Annotated in this window: 8 protein-coding genes and 1 pseudogene; 5 read left to right on the top strand and 4 right to left on the bottom strand. The window is 71.3% G+C overall.

Going from position 1 to position 14,905, the window contains the following annotated elements; all coding sequences use genetic code 11:
* Positions 1 to 25: 25 nt before the first annotated feature.
* Complete coding sequence (locus V8690_RS13485; RefSeq protein WP_338778618.1) at positions 26 to 967, top strand: helix-turn-helix domain-containing protein; 942 nt, start codon at positions 26 to 28, stop codon at positions 965 to 967.
* Here the strand turns inward: V8690_RS13485 and V8690_RS13480 are convergent.
* Positions 964 to 2,415 (bottom strand): MFS transporter, encoded by a 1,452-nt coding sequence (locus tag V8690_RS13480; protein WP_338778616.1) that lies wholly within the window; start codon positions 2,413 to 2,415, stop codon positions 964 to 966. The two genes, V8690_RS13485 and V8690_RS13480, sit on opposite strands and share 4 nt — an antisense overlap.
* Positions 2,416 to 2,493: 78 nt before the next feature.
* Here V8690_RS13480 and dusB point away from each other — a divergent pair, with 78 nt between their 5' ends.
* Positions 2,494 to 3,627 carry a tRNA dihydrouridine synthase DusB gene (gene dusB, locus V8690_RS13475; protein WP_338778614.1) on the top strand — a complete coding sequence of 378 codons (1,134 nt, stop codon included), beginning with the start codon at positions 2,494 to 2,496 and terminating at the stop codon, positions 3,625 to 3,627.
* Here the strand turns inward: dusB and V8690_RS13470 are convergent, their stop codons facing one another.
* On the bottom strand, positions 3,628 to 5,331 hold the full coding sequence (locus V8690_RS13470) for a CDP-alcohol phosphatidyltransferase (RefSeq protein ID WP_338785340.1): 1,704 nt from the start codon (positions 5,329 to 5,331) through the stop codon (positions 3,628 to 3,630).
* Positions 5,332 to 5,607: 276 nt separating this feature from the next.
* On the bottom strand, positions 5,608 to 7,542 hold the full coding sequence (locus V8690_RS13465; RefSeq protein ID WP_338778612.1) for a glycogen debranching N-terminal domain-containing protein: 1,935 nt from the start codon (positions 7,540 to 7,542) through the stop codon (positions 5,608 to 5,610).
* 167 nt (positions 7,543 to 7,709) lie between these two features.
* Between V8690_RS13465 and V8690_RS13460 the strand changes: the two are divergent.
* A pseudogene (locus V8690_RS13460) lies at positions 7,710 to 8,912 on the top strand (RNA-guided endonuclease TnpB family protein); the annotation flags it as partial.
* On the opposite strand, the gene V8690_RS13455 reads toward V8690_RS13460, so the two are convergent.
* On the bottom strand, positions 8,909 to 10,342 hold the full coding sequence (locus V8690_RS13455; protein ID WP_338778610.1) for a hypothetical protein: 1,434 nt from the start codon (positions 10,340 to 10,342) through the stop codon (positions 8,909 to 8,911). The pseudogene V8690_RS13460 and the gene V8690_RS13455 overlap by 4 nt on opposite strands.
* A gap of 121 nt (positions 10,343 to 10,463) precedes the next feature.
* Here V8690_RS13455 and V8690_RS13450 point away from each other — a divergent pair, with 121 nt between their 5' ends.
* Positions 10,464 to 11,690 (top strand): ROK family protein, encoded by a 1,227-nt coding sequence (locus V8690_RS13450; protein WP_338778609.1) that lies wholly within the window; start codon positions 10,464 to 10,466, stop codon positions 11,688 to 11,690.
* A 405-nt stretch (positions 11,691 to 12,095) separates the two neighbouring features.
* Positions 12,096 to 14,843 carry a pyruvate, phosphate dikinase gene (ppdK, locus tag V8690_RS13445; RefSeq protein ID WP_338778607.1) on the top strand — a complete coding sequence of 916 codons (2,748 nt, stop codon included), beginning with the start codon at positions 12,096 to 12,098 and terminating at the stop codon, positions 14,841 to 14,843.
* Positions 14,844 to 14,905 lie beyond the last annotated feature (62 nt).

Genomic DNA, 14,905 nt, shown 5'->3' with positions numbered 1-14,905 from the left:
TCCGGGCGACGGCAGGCTGAAGGGCATGACGACCATGGCGCAGGAGACAGCGGCACGCCCGCCCGAGGCCCCCCGCGACGCGGACGTCCGGCGGCACGAGCTCGCGGCGTTCCTGCGCAGCCGGCGAGAGCGGATCGCCCCCGAGCAGGTCGGCCTGCCCCGGGGCCGCCGGCGTCGTACGCCGGGTCTGCGCCGCGAGGAGGTCGCCCAGCTCTCCGCCGTGGGCGTCACCTGGTACACGTGGCTGGAGCAGGCCCGGGACATCCAGGTCTCCGTCCAGGTCCTCGACGCGCTGGCCCGCGCGCTCCTGCTCGACCCCAGCGAGCGTGCCCACCTCTTCCGGCTGGCCGGGGCGGCCGACCCGACGCCGGCGTCCACGTGCCCGTCGGTCACGCCGGCGATGCGGGCGGTGCTGGAGCAGGTCGAGCCGTTCCCGGCGTGCCTCCAGAACAGCCGGTACGACATCCTCGCCTACAACCGCACGTACGGGTTGCTGCTGTGCGACCTGGACGCGGTGCCGCCCGAGGACCGCAACTGCGTGCTCCTCTCCTACACCCACGCCGAGTGGCAGTCGTCGATCGTGCACCTGGACGAGACGCAGCGTCTGATGGCCGCGCGCTTCCGTGCCGCGATGGCGGGTCATCTCGCCGAGCCCGCCTGGAAGATGCTTCTGAAGCGACTGCGCACGGAGTCCTTCGCCTTCCGCACGGCCTGGGACCGGCACGAGGTCGTCGCCCACCGCACCAGACGCAAGGAGTTCCGCAACCGCCACGTCGGCCGCATCACCGTCGACCACACGGACCTGTGGCTGACGCCGGGGGCGGGACCGCGTATCGTCACGTACGTCCCGGCGGACCGGGAGTCCCGGGAGCGCCTGGAGAAGCTCCAGACCATAGCGCTGAGCAGAGAATCCGGCCCCCAGGGGCGCGGGGAACGGCGCGACCAGCCACAACTCACCCGCGGCTAGGCACGCTCCGCGGTCACCGCCACGTCCCGCACCTCCGCCGCCTCCAGCCTCTCAGCTGTCCGCTCGGCAGTCCCCCGAGCCCACCGCCCGCTCGTCACCGCCCCCAACGCCAGCACCGCGAACCCGCACGCCGCGATGATCCACCAGCCCGGCCGGGCGGCCGAGACGAACATCTCGCGGTACGAGGACGCGCCCACGCCGGAGGCGAGCACCGCGCCCACCACCGCGACGCCCAGCGTCTGGCCGAGCTGGCGGCTCGTGGAGGCGACGGCCGCGGCGACGCCCGCCTGGGTGCGCGGCATGCCGGAGACCGCCGTGTTGGTGATCGGGGCGTTGACGAAACCGAAGCCGATACCGAAGAGGACGTACCCGGCGATGAGGGTGGTGTTCGAGGTCTCGGCTTCGAACGCGGCGAAGAGGATGCCGCTCGCCGTCATCGCGCAGCCCGCGATCAGCAGGGGCAGACGCGGGCCCCGGCCGCCGGCCAGGCGGCCGGAGAGCGGGGCGCACAGGAAGGTGGGGGCCGCCATCGGTAGCATCCACAGGCCCGCCTCCATGGCGGTCAGTCCGCGTACGTTCTGGAGGTACAGCGTGGACAGGAACAGGAAGCCGCCGAGTGCCGCGAACGCGCTGATGGCGATGACCATGGCTCCGCTGAACGGCGCCGAGCGGAAGAAGCGCAGGTCGATCAGGGGTTCCGCGCGGCGCGGCTCGTACCACAGCAGGCCGGCGAGGGCCGCCAGGGCGATGACGACGAGCGGCGCTGTCGATGTGAGGGCCCTGCTCGGGGCCTCGATGATCGCGTACGTCAGCGAGCCGAACAGCGCGATCACCAGCAGCTGCCCCACCGGGTCGGGGCGGCGGGCCCTCGGCGCCCGGGACTCGGGCACGAAGCGCAGGGTGAGCAGAAGGGCGGCCAGGCCCACCGGCAGGTTGATCCAGAAGATCGAGCGCCAGCCGACCGACTCGACGAGCAGGCCTCCGGCCAGCGGGCCGGCCGCCATCGATATGCCGACGACCGCGCCCCACGCGCCGATCGCCCGGGCCCGCTCGCGCGGGTCGGTGAAGGTGTTGGTGATGATCGACATGGCGACCGGGTTCAGCATCGAGCCGCCCACCGCCTGCACCATGCGGAAGGCGACCAGCGCCTGAAGGTCCGGCGCGAGCGAGCACAGCACCGAGCCGAGGGTGAAGACGACCAGACCCGCCATGAAGACGCGTTTGCGGCCGATCCGGTCGGCGGTGGAGCCCGCGAGCATCAGCAGCGAGGCCAGGACCAGGGTGTAGGCGTCGATCGTCCACTGGAGGCCGGACGTGCTCGCGTGGAGGTCCCGCTGCATGGAGGGGAGGGCCACGTTCAGGACCGTGTTGTCCAGGCTCACGATCAGCAGGCTCATACAGCAGATCGCGAGCACCAGCATGCGACGGCGGTGACTGACCTCGGGCATGCGGAACATCGTACGCCGATTTCGATAGTGTGGCTAACTAATGAATTTTGCCATCTCATTGCACGGCACAATGGAGGCATGTCCACGCCCCTCCAGATCGGTCCGCACGCCGTCCGGCCCCCCGTCGTCCTGGCCCCCATGGCCGGGATCACCAACGCGCCCTTCCGCACCCTGTGCAGGGAGTTCAGCGGTGGCAAGGGCCTGTTCGTCAGCGAGATGATCACCACCAGGGCCCTGGTCGAGCGCAACGAGAAGACGATGCAGCTCATTCACTTCGACGCGAGTGAGCGGCCCCGGTCCATCCAGCTCTACGGCGTGGACCCGGCGACCGTCGGCAAGGCCGTCCGCATGATCGCGGAGGAGGACCTCGCCGACCACATCGACCTCAACTTCGGCTGCCCGGTGCCCAAGGTGACCCGCAAGGGCGGCGGATCCGCGCTCCCGTACAAGCGGAACCTGCTGCGCGCCATCCTGCGCGAGGCGGTCAGCGGTGCCGGCGACCTGCCCGTGACGATGAAGATGCGCAAGGGCATCGACGACGACCACATCACCTACCTCGACGCCGGCCGGATCGCCGTCGAGGAGGGCGTCACCGCCATCGCGCTGCACGGCCGCACCGCCGCCCAGCACTACGGCGGCACCGCCGACTGGGACGCCATCGCCCGGCTGAAGGAGCACGTGCCGGAGATCCCCGTGCTCGGCAACGGCGACATCTGGTCGGCCGAGGACGCCCTGCGGATGGTGCGGGAGACCGGCTGCGACGGAGTGGTGGTCGGGCGCGGGTGCCTGGGGCGGCCCTGGCTGTTCTCCGACCTCGTGGCGGCTTTCGAGGGGCGCACTCAGGACATCGCACGGCCCACCCTCCGGGAAGCCGCCGACGTCATGGTCCGGCACGCCACCCTGCTCGGCGAGTGGATCGGCGACGAGTCCCGGGGCGTGATCGACTTCCGCAAGCACGTCGCCTGGTATCTGAAAGGCTTCGCGGTCGGCTCCGAGATGCGCAAGCGGCTCGCGATCACCTCGTCGCTCGAAGAGCTGCGGGCCGGCCTTGACGAGCTGGACCTCGACCAGCCCTGGCCTGCCTGCGCCGACGGGCCCCGGGGCCGTACGTCCGGCAACAACCGGGTGGTGCTGCCGGACGGCTGGCTGAAGGACCCGTACGACTGCGCGGGCATCGGCGAGGACGCGGAGCTGGACATCTCCGGCGGCTGATCAGCCTCCCGAGGGGTGCGGCGTGGAGCCGTACGCCTTGAGGAAACGGTCGCGGAACGCGCTCATCTTCCAGACGGGGGCGCCGCGGTCCGGCTTGAGGCCTTCCGCCCAGTTCCAGTCGGCGACCTTGCCGAGGACCTTCGGATCCTTCGCGACGATCGACACCGGCACGTCCCGGCTGGCACGGGTGCCGCTGACCCGGGCCATGGGCTGGTGGTCGCCGAGGAAGACCAGGACGGTGTCGTCGGTGCCGTAGCGCTCCAGCCACTGGGTGAGGCTCGTGACCGAGTACTGGATGGACTTGCCGTACTCCTGGCGGGACTTCGTGGTGTCGGTGAGGACGTCCGACGCCTTCTTGCCGGCCTTCTGGATCGCGTCGAAGACCGATCCGTCGCCGAGTTCGTCCCAGCCGACCATCTTCGGGAGGGGCGCCCAGGGTTGGTGGCTGGAGGTCAGGATGACGAACGACATCAGCGGCTTGTCGCGCTTCTTTCCGTGCACCCGGCGCTGGAACGCCTCCAGCGCGTACTGGTCGGGCATCGTCGACCAGCTGAACTTCGGGCCCCGGTAGCCCAGGTCGAAGGCGTCGTAGAGCTTGTCGAGGCCGTACCACTTCTCCTCCGGCCAGCCCTTCTGCACGCCCGGCATGACGCCCACCGTGTCCCACGCGCCGGTCTTCCGGAACGCCTTGGTGAGGGTGAGGTGGTCGCCCGCGGTGACCGTGCGGTAGCGGCGCTGGTTGTCGATCCACAGGCCGGACATGGTCGTGGAATGGCCGAGCCAGCTGCTGCCGCCGAAGGTCGCCGAGGTCAGCCAGCCGCTGCGGGCGTGGAAGCCGGCCTTCGCCAGGGCCTCGGTGCTCGTGTCGAGGGTCCGGTCGACGCCGGGTGCCATGATCGGGTCCTCGAGGGCGCTGCGGCCGTAGCTCTCGATGAACGTGAAGATCACGTCCTTGCCGCGCAGGTCCGGCAGCAGCTGGTCGGGCGGGGTGTTGCCGAAGGTGTCCGCCTTCGCCTGCTGCACGAACGCCGCCTCGTCCCGCAGCGACTCCACCGTCCGCTGCGCGTGCACCCGGAGAGCCCCGGCCCCGCGCTCGGAGGCGATCGGACCGCCGAACAGCGTCAGGCCCAGGGCGGAGCAGGTGACCCAGACGGTGCCGGCGAGCAGGGCGCCCTTGGTCGCCCGGAGCCGGTGGCGGGCCAGTACCTCGGCGAGCCGGATCGTCGCCGCGACCATGACGGCCGCCACGAGCAGGACGAGCACGACCGCGCCGACGGCGGCGGCGGTCGCGATGCCCCCGCCCAGCGTGTCCCCGACGTACGCCTGCGCGTCCGGGAGCAGGTCCCAGTCCAGCGCGGCGTTGAAGCCCCGGCCCAGGTACTCGTTGAACCCGATGTCGAGCAGGTTCACCGTGGTCAGCGCGGTGAGACCGAGCCCGTACAGCACCGCCGCCGCCAGCCGGGGCCGACGCGGCAGCACCAGCATCACGACGGCCCCGATGACCGCCTCCGCCGGGATCCGCGCGAAGCTGTCCGGCTCGACGGCGTCGAGGGTGTTGGGCAGGAGCAGAGCACCGAGGACCAGGACGGCGGCGAGGGCGGTGGTGGTCAGGTGGAGGGCGCGGGCGGCCCGGGGGTGACGGGTGCGCCAGGTGCGCAGACGAGTGAGCCGGGATACGGGGGCGGGAGTCTCGGGAGCCTCCACCTCCTCTGTGACGGCCTGCTCCCTCTCGCCACGCTCCGTCTCGGACTCGGCCCCCGGGATGCCCGGCTGCGATGACTGGCGGAAGCGTGTGAAGACAGGCACCCGGAGGTCCTTCCCGTACAAAACCCGGTGAGGTGGCGGACCCGCGTGGGGGAACGGGTCCGCCGCAGTTCCGTACGGGGCGTGCGGCGGGTGTGTTCAGCCCGCCGGGTCAGCGCTCGGCAAACTCCGGGCAAACGCCGGGCAACCGGCCCGGAGGGGCCCTCGCACGGCCCCTCAGATGCCGCCGACCGCCGTGAGCAGCGCCAACGGGGCCGACGCCGACCGGGATTCGCGTACGCACGCGTGCGGGTAGGGCACCGGCTCGGGGTGGGTGTCGCGGCCGTAGCCCGCGAGGACCTCCGGCAGCCGGTGGCCGGTCGCGCTCGCCGCGTCGACCAGGCCGCGGGCGATCGCGCGGGCCTCGTCGTGCAGTCCGTAGCGGGCCAGGCCCAGTGCGATCAGCGCGTTGTCGTGCGGCCAGACCGAGCCGCGGTGGTAGGAGAGCGGATGGTAGGCGGGCTGGCCTGCGGCCAGGGTGCGTACGCCCCAGCCGGAGAAGAAGTCCGGCTCCAGCAGGCGCCGGGCCTGTTCGCCGTACTCCTTGTCCAGCAGGCCCGACCACAGCAGATGCCCGGCGTCGGAGGCGAGCGCGTCGACCTGCCGGCCCCCGCCGTCGAGCGCCAGTGCCGGGAAGGAGCGCTCCGGCATCCAGAAGTCGCGTTGGAAACGGTCGCGCAGGTCACCGGCCGCCTGCTCCAGCAGGTGCGCGTACGTCTCGTCCTGCCACACCGTGCGCGCGAGCCACGCCGTGCGGCGCAGCGCGTCGTACGCGTAGCCCTGGGCGCCCGCGGCCGTCACCGGGCCGTTGGGGCGGGTGCCTTCGGCGGAGCAGATGGCGCCGGGGGAGTCCTTCCAGTTCTGGTTGGCGAGGCCGCCCTGGTCGGCGCGGTAGACGAGATAGCCGCGCGAGGTCAGGCCGCCGTGGTCGAGCATCCAGCCGACCGCCGCGCGGGCGTGCCGCTCCAGACGGCGGGCCAGGCCGGTGTCGCCGGTCTGCTCGGTGTACGTCCCGAGCAGGACGAGAAACAGGGGCGTGGCGTCGACCGAGCCGTAGTAGCGGCCGTAGGGGACCTGGCCGAAGTGCGCCAGTTCGCCGTGCCGCACCTCGTGCACGATCTTCCCGGGCTGGGCGACCTCGCTGACACCGGTGGCCGTGGCCTGGGTCGCGGCGAGCGCGGGCAGTGTGGCGGCGGCCAGCCGTGGCCGGTAGGGCAGTGCGAACAGCGAGGTCAGCAGGGCGTCCCGGCCCAGCAGGGTCAGGAACCAGGGCGCACCGGCGGCCGGGACGCGCAGTTCCTCGCCGTCCGGGCCGGTCGCCGGGACCTGGAGCGCGGCCAGGTCGGCGAGGCCACGGGCGCAGGCCGCGGACAGCTCCGGCCAGCCGGCCGGGAAGGCCACGCCCTCCGTGAACCGGCCCTCCCGGGCGAGGCGTTGCTCTCGGAGGGCGGCGGGGGAGCGGGGCACACGCAGGGCTCGCCTGTCGCCGTGCGGGCGGGCCATGACCCGCAGGACCAGCTCGGCCGTGCCGTGCGGTTCGAGGTCCACGGTCCACACCAGGCGGCGGGCGCCGGTGCCGGTCTCCTCCACGGCGTCCGGCTGGGGCTCGGCCGTCACGGTCGTGACGGACCGCCACTCGCCGCGCCGGTAGGTGAACTCCACGCCGTGCCCGAGGTCCTGGCGGGAGCGGACGGCGCCGGGCTTCGTGTAGGTGCGGTGGTCGGAGCGCAGTTCGAACTGGTCGGTGAAGTCGGCGTCGGCGGTGACCGCGAGGCGGACCGTCGTCGGCACCGGGCGGTTGCTGGTGACACGCAGCGACTCGACGAACGAGGCGTCCCCGACGGCCTGTTCGCGGAACAGCGTGTACGCGGGCGGCTCGTTGCGGCCGCCGCGCGGGACGAGGACGCAGCGCGCGATGTCCCCGTCGGCCACCGGCGTCAGCGTCTCGGGCACGGCCCCGTCGACGGTGAGCTGCCACCGGCTCAGATGCCTCGCGTCCTGTACGAACATTCCGTCCGGGGCGCTGCCGCCCCGGTAGCCGCTGATGTCGCCGCGGTCGCCGACGGCGGCGAACGTCCCGCCGTGCACGAGCAGATGATGCCGGTCCGTCATCGGCTCTCTCCTTCGTGGATACCCCGGCCTTCAGGCCGGGGAGGAAACGAAGCCCCTGCGGAGCAGGGCAGGGGAAGCCGGTTCGCCGCCAGGGCGGACCGGCATGTACCGTCCACCGGTCGATGCCCGTCGCTCACACGGGAGCTGACAGAATGTGAGGCACGACGCAGCAGGTCAAGCAGGCCTTCAAGTACCGCTTCTACCCCACGGACGAACAGGCAGCTGAGCTGTCGCGTACGTTCGGCTGCGTCCGCCTCGTGTACAACAAGGCGCTGGAGGAGCGCACGCGGGCCTGGTACGGCGAGCAGCGCCGTGTCTCCTACGTGCAGTCGTCCGCCGCACTCACGGAGTGGAAGAAGACCGAGGAACTCGCCTTCCTGACGGAGGTCTCCTCCGTCCCGCTCCAGCAGGCGCTCCGCCATCCTCAGACGGCGTTCGGGAACTTCTTCGCCAAGCGCGCGAAGTACCCGCGCTACAAGAGCCGGAAGAAGTCCGGCGCGTCGGCCGAGTACACCCGCAGCGCCTTCAAGTGGCGTGACGGGCAACTGACTCTGGCGAAGGTGCCGGAGCCGCTGGACGTCCGCTGGTCGCGGCCGCTGCCCGAGGGCACGGAGCCGACCACGGCGACCGTGTCCCGTGACGCGGCGGGACGCCGGTTCGTGTCCCTGCTGTGCGAGGACACCATCACCCCGGTTCCCGCCGCAAATGCGGCGGTCGGCCTGGACGCCGGGATCACCTCCCTCGTGACGCTGTCCACCGACGAGAAGGTCGCCAACCCGAAGCACGAGCGGCGTGACCGCGCTCGCCTGGCCCGCGCACGGCGTGAGCTGTCGCGGAAGGCGAAGGGCTCGGCGAACCGGGAGAAAGCCCGCCGCAAGGTCGGCAAGGTCCACGCGCGGATCGCCGACCGTCGGCGTGACTTCCTGCACAAGCTGTCGACTCGGCTCGTCCGTGAGAACCAAACGGTCGTGATCGAGGACCTCACCGTCCGCAACCTGCTGAAGAACGGCAAGCTTGCACGCGCGATCTCGGACGCGGCGTGGACGGACCTGCGCATGATGCTGGAGTACAAGTGCGCCTGGCACGGGCGCGAACTCGTCGTGATCGACCGCTGGTTCCCCAGCTCGAAGCTGTGCGGAGGCTGCGGCACGATCGCAGCGAGGATGCCGCTGAACGTCCGCGAGTGGACGTGCGAGTGCGGCACCGTGCATGACCGCGACGTAAACGCGGCACGCAACATTCTGGCCGCCGGGCTGGCGGCGTCTGCCTGTGGAGACGGTGTAAGACCTCAACGGGAGTCCTCCCGGACGGGGCGGTCGTCGGTGAAGCAGGAACCCCAGCGGGCGACCGCTGGAATCCCCCGCCTTTAGGCGAGGGAGGAAGTCAACCCCGGTCCTCTCCCTTGATCGATCGCCGTGACGCGGTTCCTGTCCCCTGCGGGCCGGTCGTGCAGCAGGTCGAGCGTGAGGGCGGCGGTCCAGCCGAAGCCGGTGGCGCCGCAGGCCTGTCCGGTGTACGGGTCCACGTACTCCGCGAAGTCGGAGGCGCCCGCGGTGTGCAGGATGCCCTTGCGCAGGGCGTCGGCCCGGCCGCGCTCGCCGTGCAGCCGCAGCCCGCGCTCCAGCAGCCAGTTGGTGTTGAACCAGGCCGGGCCGCGCCAGTAGCGGTGCGGGTCGAAGGCGTCGCCGAGCAGGTCGTAGCTGGGCGCCAGCCGGGTCGTGCCACCGAGGCCGAAGTGCGGGCCGCAGACGGTGCGCACCAGGGTGGCCGTGAGGTCGCGCGGCAGGGTCGGCAGCAGCAGGGGGACGAGCCCGGAGACACCGCGCTCGGGGATCAGCTCCCCGGCGCGCACGTCCCGGCACAGGAACATCCCCGCCGACGGCTCCCACAGCCGCTCCACCAGGGCGGCGGTGAGCCGCTCGGCGCGCTCCTGCCGGGCCGAGCCCGCCGCGCCCAGCTCGTGGGCGATCCGGGCCAGTGCGTACTCGGAGGCGATGAGCAGGGCGTTGAACGCCGGGTCCTCCACGGCGAAGTCGCCCGGTCCATCGGCGTATCCGCGATCCCGGTAGTCGCCGGCCAGCCGTACGTACCGCCCGTAGTCCAGGTCCGTCGGCCGGTCCTCGGGGGAGCCGTGGTCGAGGTCGGCGCGGCGGAAGGAGCGGGCCGGGGCCGGAGTGACCCGGGAGAGCGGACGGTCCCAGCAGGGGCTGTTGTCCATACCCTGTTCCCAGGGGTGCACGACGGACACCAGCCCGCCCCCGCCCAGGTCGCGCCGGTGCAGCAGATACCGGTGCCAGGCCGCGAGCCGGGGATACGCCCGGGTGAGGAAGCCGCGCGCCCGGGACAGACCGGGGTCGGCGAGGTGCACCAGCCACGCGGCCAGCGCGTGGACCGGTGGCTGCACGATCCCGGAGGTCTGTACGGTGCGCGGGGCACCCGCGGCGCGACCCGCGGTCGAGGAGCGCCAGAAGTCGGGGCTCGGGAAGTACGCGTCGAGCGGGACGGAGGGGTTGAAGACGATGTGCGGGATCCGCCCGTCCGCCCACTGGGCCGCCAGCAGCGTCTCCAGCTCCGTCTGTGCCCGTAAGGGCGAGAGGTGCCTCAGGCCGATCGCGATGAACGCCGAGTCCCAGGACCACTGGTGCGGATACAGGCCGCGTGAGGGCACGGTGGACGTGCCCGTCCAGCCGGCCTCCAGCACGGCGGCTGCCCTGACGTGCAGGGGTGAGGCGTCACTGGACGGATCGTATGCAACGGTTCGTCCCGTGGGACGAGGGGCGCGTTGGGCAGTGCTGTCCACTCGGGGCTCTCCGAAAAGACGTCCGGCCGATCGGTTCGGCTGCGGCTACCGTGGGGTTACGTCTATTTAACACGCAAAACCCACTATGTAAGGCAAGGTTGAGAAACACAAGGGGGTGTGCATGACCGGACGGCCCGTCAGAACGGGACGAGGTGCCGGCCAGGCGAGCGCCGGCGAACTGCTCGAACTGGTGCGCAGTCGCCGCGCCGTGACCCGGGGTGCGCTCCAGCAGGCGACCGGACTGTCCCGGGCCACCGTCGGGCAGCGGCTCGACCGGCTCTTCCGCGCGGGCTGGCTGCGCGAGGGCGCCGGCGGGCCGGTGGACTCCCCGCTGGGCGGGCGTCCCTCCATCACCCTGGAGTTCGACGACGAGCACGCGGTGGTCCTGGCCTCCGACCTCGACACCCGGCACGCGCGGGCGGCCGTGCTGACGCTGAGCGGCGAGATCCTCGCCGAGCACTCCGGCACCCTCGTCGTCGAGGACGGGCCGGACCTCGTGCTGGGTGAACTCGGACGCTGGTTCGGCGAGTTGCTGGAGAAGACCGGCCGCGGCGCCGGGTCGGTGTGCGGAGTCGGGCTGGCCGTGCCCGGCCCGGTCGACAGCGAGACCGGCCGCGTCGTCCAGCCGCCGATCATGCCCGGCTGGGACGGCTACGACATAAGGAGCCGGCTGGCCCGGGCGCTCGCCGAGCACGCGGGCGCCGCCGAGGTGCCGGTGCTGGTGGACAACGACGCCAACCTCATGGCGTACGGCGAACAGCGCACCGGCTATCCCGACTGCTCCGCCTTCGTGCTGGTCAAGGTCTCCACCGGCATCGGTGCCGGGGTCGTGGTGGACGGCTCGGTGTTCCGGGGCACCGACGGGGGCGCGGGGGACATCGGGCACATCCGGGTGCCGGAGGGCGCCCAGACGCTGTGCCGGTGCGGTTCCTACGGCTGTCTGGCCGCCATCGCGAGCGGCGGCGCGGTGGCACGGCGGCTGGCGGAGGCCGGGGTGCCGGCGGCCTCCGGATCGGACGTGCGGGACCTGCTGGCGTCCGGGCATCCCGAGGCGGTCGGCCTCGCCCGGGAGGCCGGGCGCCGGGTCGGGGACGTGCTGGCGACCGTGGTGACCCTGCTCAACCCCGGGGTGCTGATGATCGCCGGGGATCTGGCCGGAACCCCCTTCCTCACGGGCGTGCGCGAACTGCTCTACCAGCGCGCGCTGCCCCGCTCCACCGCCCACCTGGACATCGTGACGTCACGGCTCGGCGAGCGATCCGGGCTGGTCGGGGCCGGGGCGATGGTCGTGGAGCATCTCTACGCCCCCGAGCGGGTCGAGGAACGGCTGCGCGCGCTCGGGGTGTGACGGGGACATTTCGGCCGCGAGACGCGTCCGCATGGTGAAATCCCGTCGGCTGTGGCAGCGTGATTCTCGCCACCCTTGATAAGGGTTGCGCTCAGATGAGCGGATCTTGAGCGGCTGCACTTCTCCAAAGGGTGGCACTGAGTGCCACCCTTTGATCGTTCATCGAGCGAAATCAATCGTGCCGAACTCCGCTCATTTGAGCGCTCGGTGGGGTTCACGGAGGCCCGTGCGTTCAAGAAGTGAAAACATACGGCTGTGATCGCTTGCCGAGCCTTGACTTTCGATCCGCTGGCGGACGAGTGGTTACAGGCGTATGACGCGCGAGTGGACGTACCCAGAAGCCTTTGATCTGGGTATGTTCCTCGCCGTCAGGGCAGCCACCGCGTCCTCGAGGAGTCGAGACCCGTGTCGGAAAACAAAGATCCCCACGTAGCTGAGCACGGTAAGAGTGTTGACGGCGTGAAGTTCGTTTACGACTTCACCGAGGGCAACAAGGACCTCAAGGACCTCCTAGGTGGCAAGGGCGCGAACCTCGCCGAGATGACGAACCTGGGCCTTCCGGTCCCGCCCGGCTTCACGATCACCACCGAGGCGTGCAAGGTCTACCTGGACAGCGGCGAGGAGCCGGCGGCACTGCGTGACGAGGTGAGTGCGCACCTCGACGCGCTGGAGCAGCGCATGGGCAAGAAGCTCGGCCAGGCCGACGACCCGCTGCTGGTGTCGGTGCGTTCGGGCGCCAAGTTCTCCATGCCGGGCATGATGGACACCGTCCTCAACATCGGCCTCTCCGACAAGTCGGTGCAGGGCCTGGCCAAGCAGGCCGGCGACGAGCGCTTCGCCTGGGACTCCTACCGCCGCCTCATCCAGATGTTCGGCAAGACCGTCCTCGGCGTCGACGGCGAGCTCTTCGAGGACGCGCTGGAGAAGGCCAAGGAGGCCAAGAAGGTCACGGTCGACACCGAGCTGGAGGCCGCCGACCTGAAGAAGCTCGTCACCAAGTTCAAGAAGATCGTCAAGACCGAGGCCGGCCGGGACTTCCCGCAGGACCCGCGCGAGCAGATGGACCTCGCCATCCACGCGGTCTTCGACTCCTGGAACACCGACCGCGCCAAGCTCTACCGCCGCCAGGAGCGCATCCCGCACGACCTGGGCACGGCCGTCAACGTCTGCTCGATGGTCTTCGGCAACCTCGGCCCCGACTCCGGCACCGGCGTCGCCTTCACCCGCGACCCCGCCTCCGGCCACCAGGGCGTCTACGGCGACTACCTCCAGAACGCGCAGGGCGAGGACGTGGTCGCGGGCATCCGCAACACCGTGCCGCTCGCGGAGCTGGAGCGGATCGACAAGAAGTCGTACGACCAGCTGATGCAGATCATGGAGACGCTGGAGAACCACTACAAGGATCTCTGCGACATCGAGTTCACCATCGAGCGCGGTGTGCTGTGGATGCTCCAGACCCGGGTCGGCAAGCGCACGGCGGGCGCGGCGTTCCGCATCGCGACCCAGCTGGTGGACCAGGGCCTGATCGACGAGGCCGAGGCGCTCACCCGCGTCAACGGCGCCCAGCTCGCGCAGCTGATGTTCCCGCGCTTCGACGAGAGCGCCAAGGTCGAGACGGTCGGCCGGGGCATCGCGGCCTCGCCGGGCGCGGCGGTCGGCAAGGCGGTCTTCGACTCCTACACGGCGGTCAAGTGGTCGCGGTCGGGCGAAAAGGTCATCCTGATCCGCCGCGAGACCAACCCCGACGACCTGGACGGCATGATCGCCGCCGAGGGCATCCTGACCTCGCGCGGCGGCAAGACCTCCCACGCGGCCGTGGTCGCGCGCGGCATGGGCAAGACCTGTGTCTGCGGCGCCGAGGAGCTGGAGGTCGACACCAAGCGCCGCCGGATGACCGTGCCGGGCGGGCACGTCGTCGAGGAGGGCGACGTCGTCTCCATCGACGGTTCGACGGGCAAGGTCTACCTCGGCGAGGTGCCGGTCGTGCCGTCCCCGGTCGTGGAGTACTTCGAGGGCCGGATGCACGCCGGTGCCGAGGACGCCGACGAGCTCGTCGAGGCGGTCCACCGCATCATGGCGTTCGCCGACCGCAAGCGCCGCCTGCGCGTGCGGGCCAACGCCGACAACGCCGAGGACGCGCTGCGGGCCCGCCGCTTCGGCGCCCAGGGCATCGGCCTGTGCCGCACCGAGCACATGTTCCTCGGCGACCGGCGCGAGCTGGTGGAGCGGCTGATCCTGGCCGACACCCAGGCCGAGCGCGAGGAGTCCCTCAAGGAACTGCTGCCGCTCCAGAAGCAGGACTTCGTCCAGCTCTTCGAGTCGATGGACGGCCTCCCGGTCACCGTCCGCCTCCTGGACCCGCCGCTGCACGAGTTCCTGCCCGACATCACCGAACTGTCGGTGCGCGTCGCCCTCGCCGAGTCCCGCCAGGAGCCGCACGAGAACGAACTGCGCCTCCTCCAGGCCGTGCACCGGCTGCACGAGCAGAACCCGATGCTGGGTCTGCGCGGCGTGCGCCTCGGCCTGGTCATCCCCGGCCTGTTCACCATGCAGGTCCGGGCGATCGCCGAGGCCGCGGCCGAGCGCAAGGCCGCCAAGGGCGATCCGCGTGCCGAGATCATGATTCCGCTCGTCGGCACGGTGCAGGAGCTGGAGATCGTGCGCGAGGAGGCCGACCAGGTCATCGCCGAGGTCGAGGCGGCCTCGGGCACGCAGCTCAAGCTGTCCATCGGCACGATGATCGAGCTGCCGCGCGCCGCCCTGACCGCCGGTCAGATCGCCGAGGCGGCCGAGTTCTTCTCCTTCGGCACGAACGACCTGACCCAGACGGTGTGGGGCTTCTCCCGGGACGACGTGGAGGCGAGCTTCTTCACCGCGTACCTGGAGAAGGGCATCTTCGGCGTCTCCCCGTTCGAGACGATCGACAAGGACGGCGTCGGCTCCCTGGTGAAGCTCGCCGCCGAGGCCGGCCGCGCGACCCGCCCGGACCTCAAGCTCGGTGTCTGCGGCGAGCACGGCGGTGACCCGGAGTCGGTCCACTTCTTCCACGAGGCGGGACTCGACTACGTCTCCTGCTCCCCGTTCCGCATCCCGGTGGCCCGGCTGGAGGCGGGCCGGGCGGCGGTGCAGTCGCAGGGGAGCGACCACCGGTAGACCGTGGCCCGTGCGGGGCCACCTCGCAGTGGCCCCGGCCCCGGCCGCTCAAGGACCCGGAG

Source organism: Streptomyces sp. DG1A-41, assembly GCF_037055355.1.
Lineage (GTDB): Bacteria > Actinomycetota > Actinomycetes > Streptomycetales > Streptomycetaceae > Streptomyces.
Note: the sequence above shows the minus strand (reverse complement) of the source record. Positions and strands in the feature narration are given on the sequence as shown.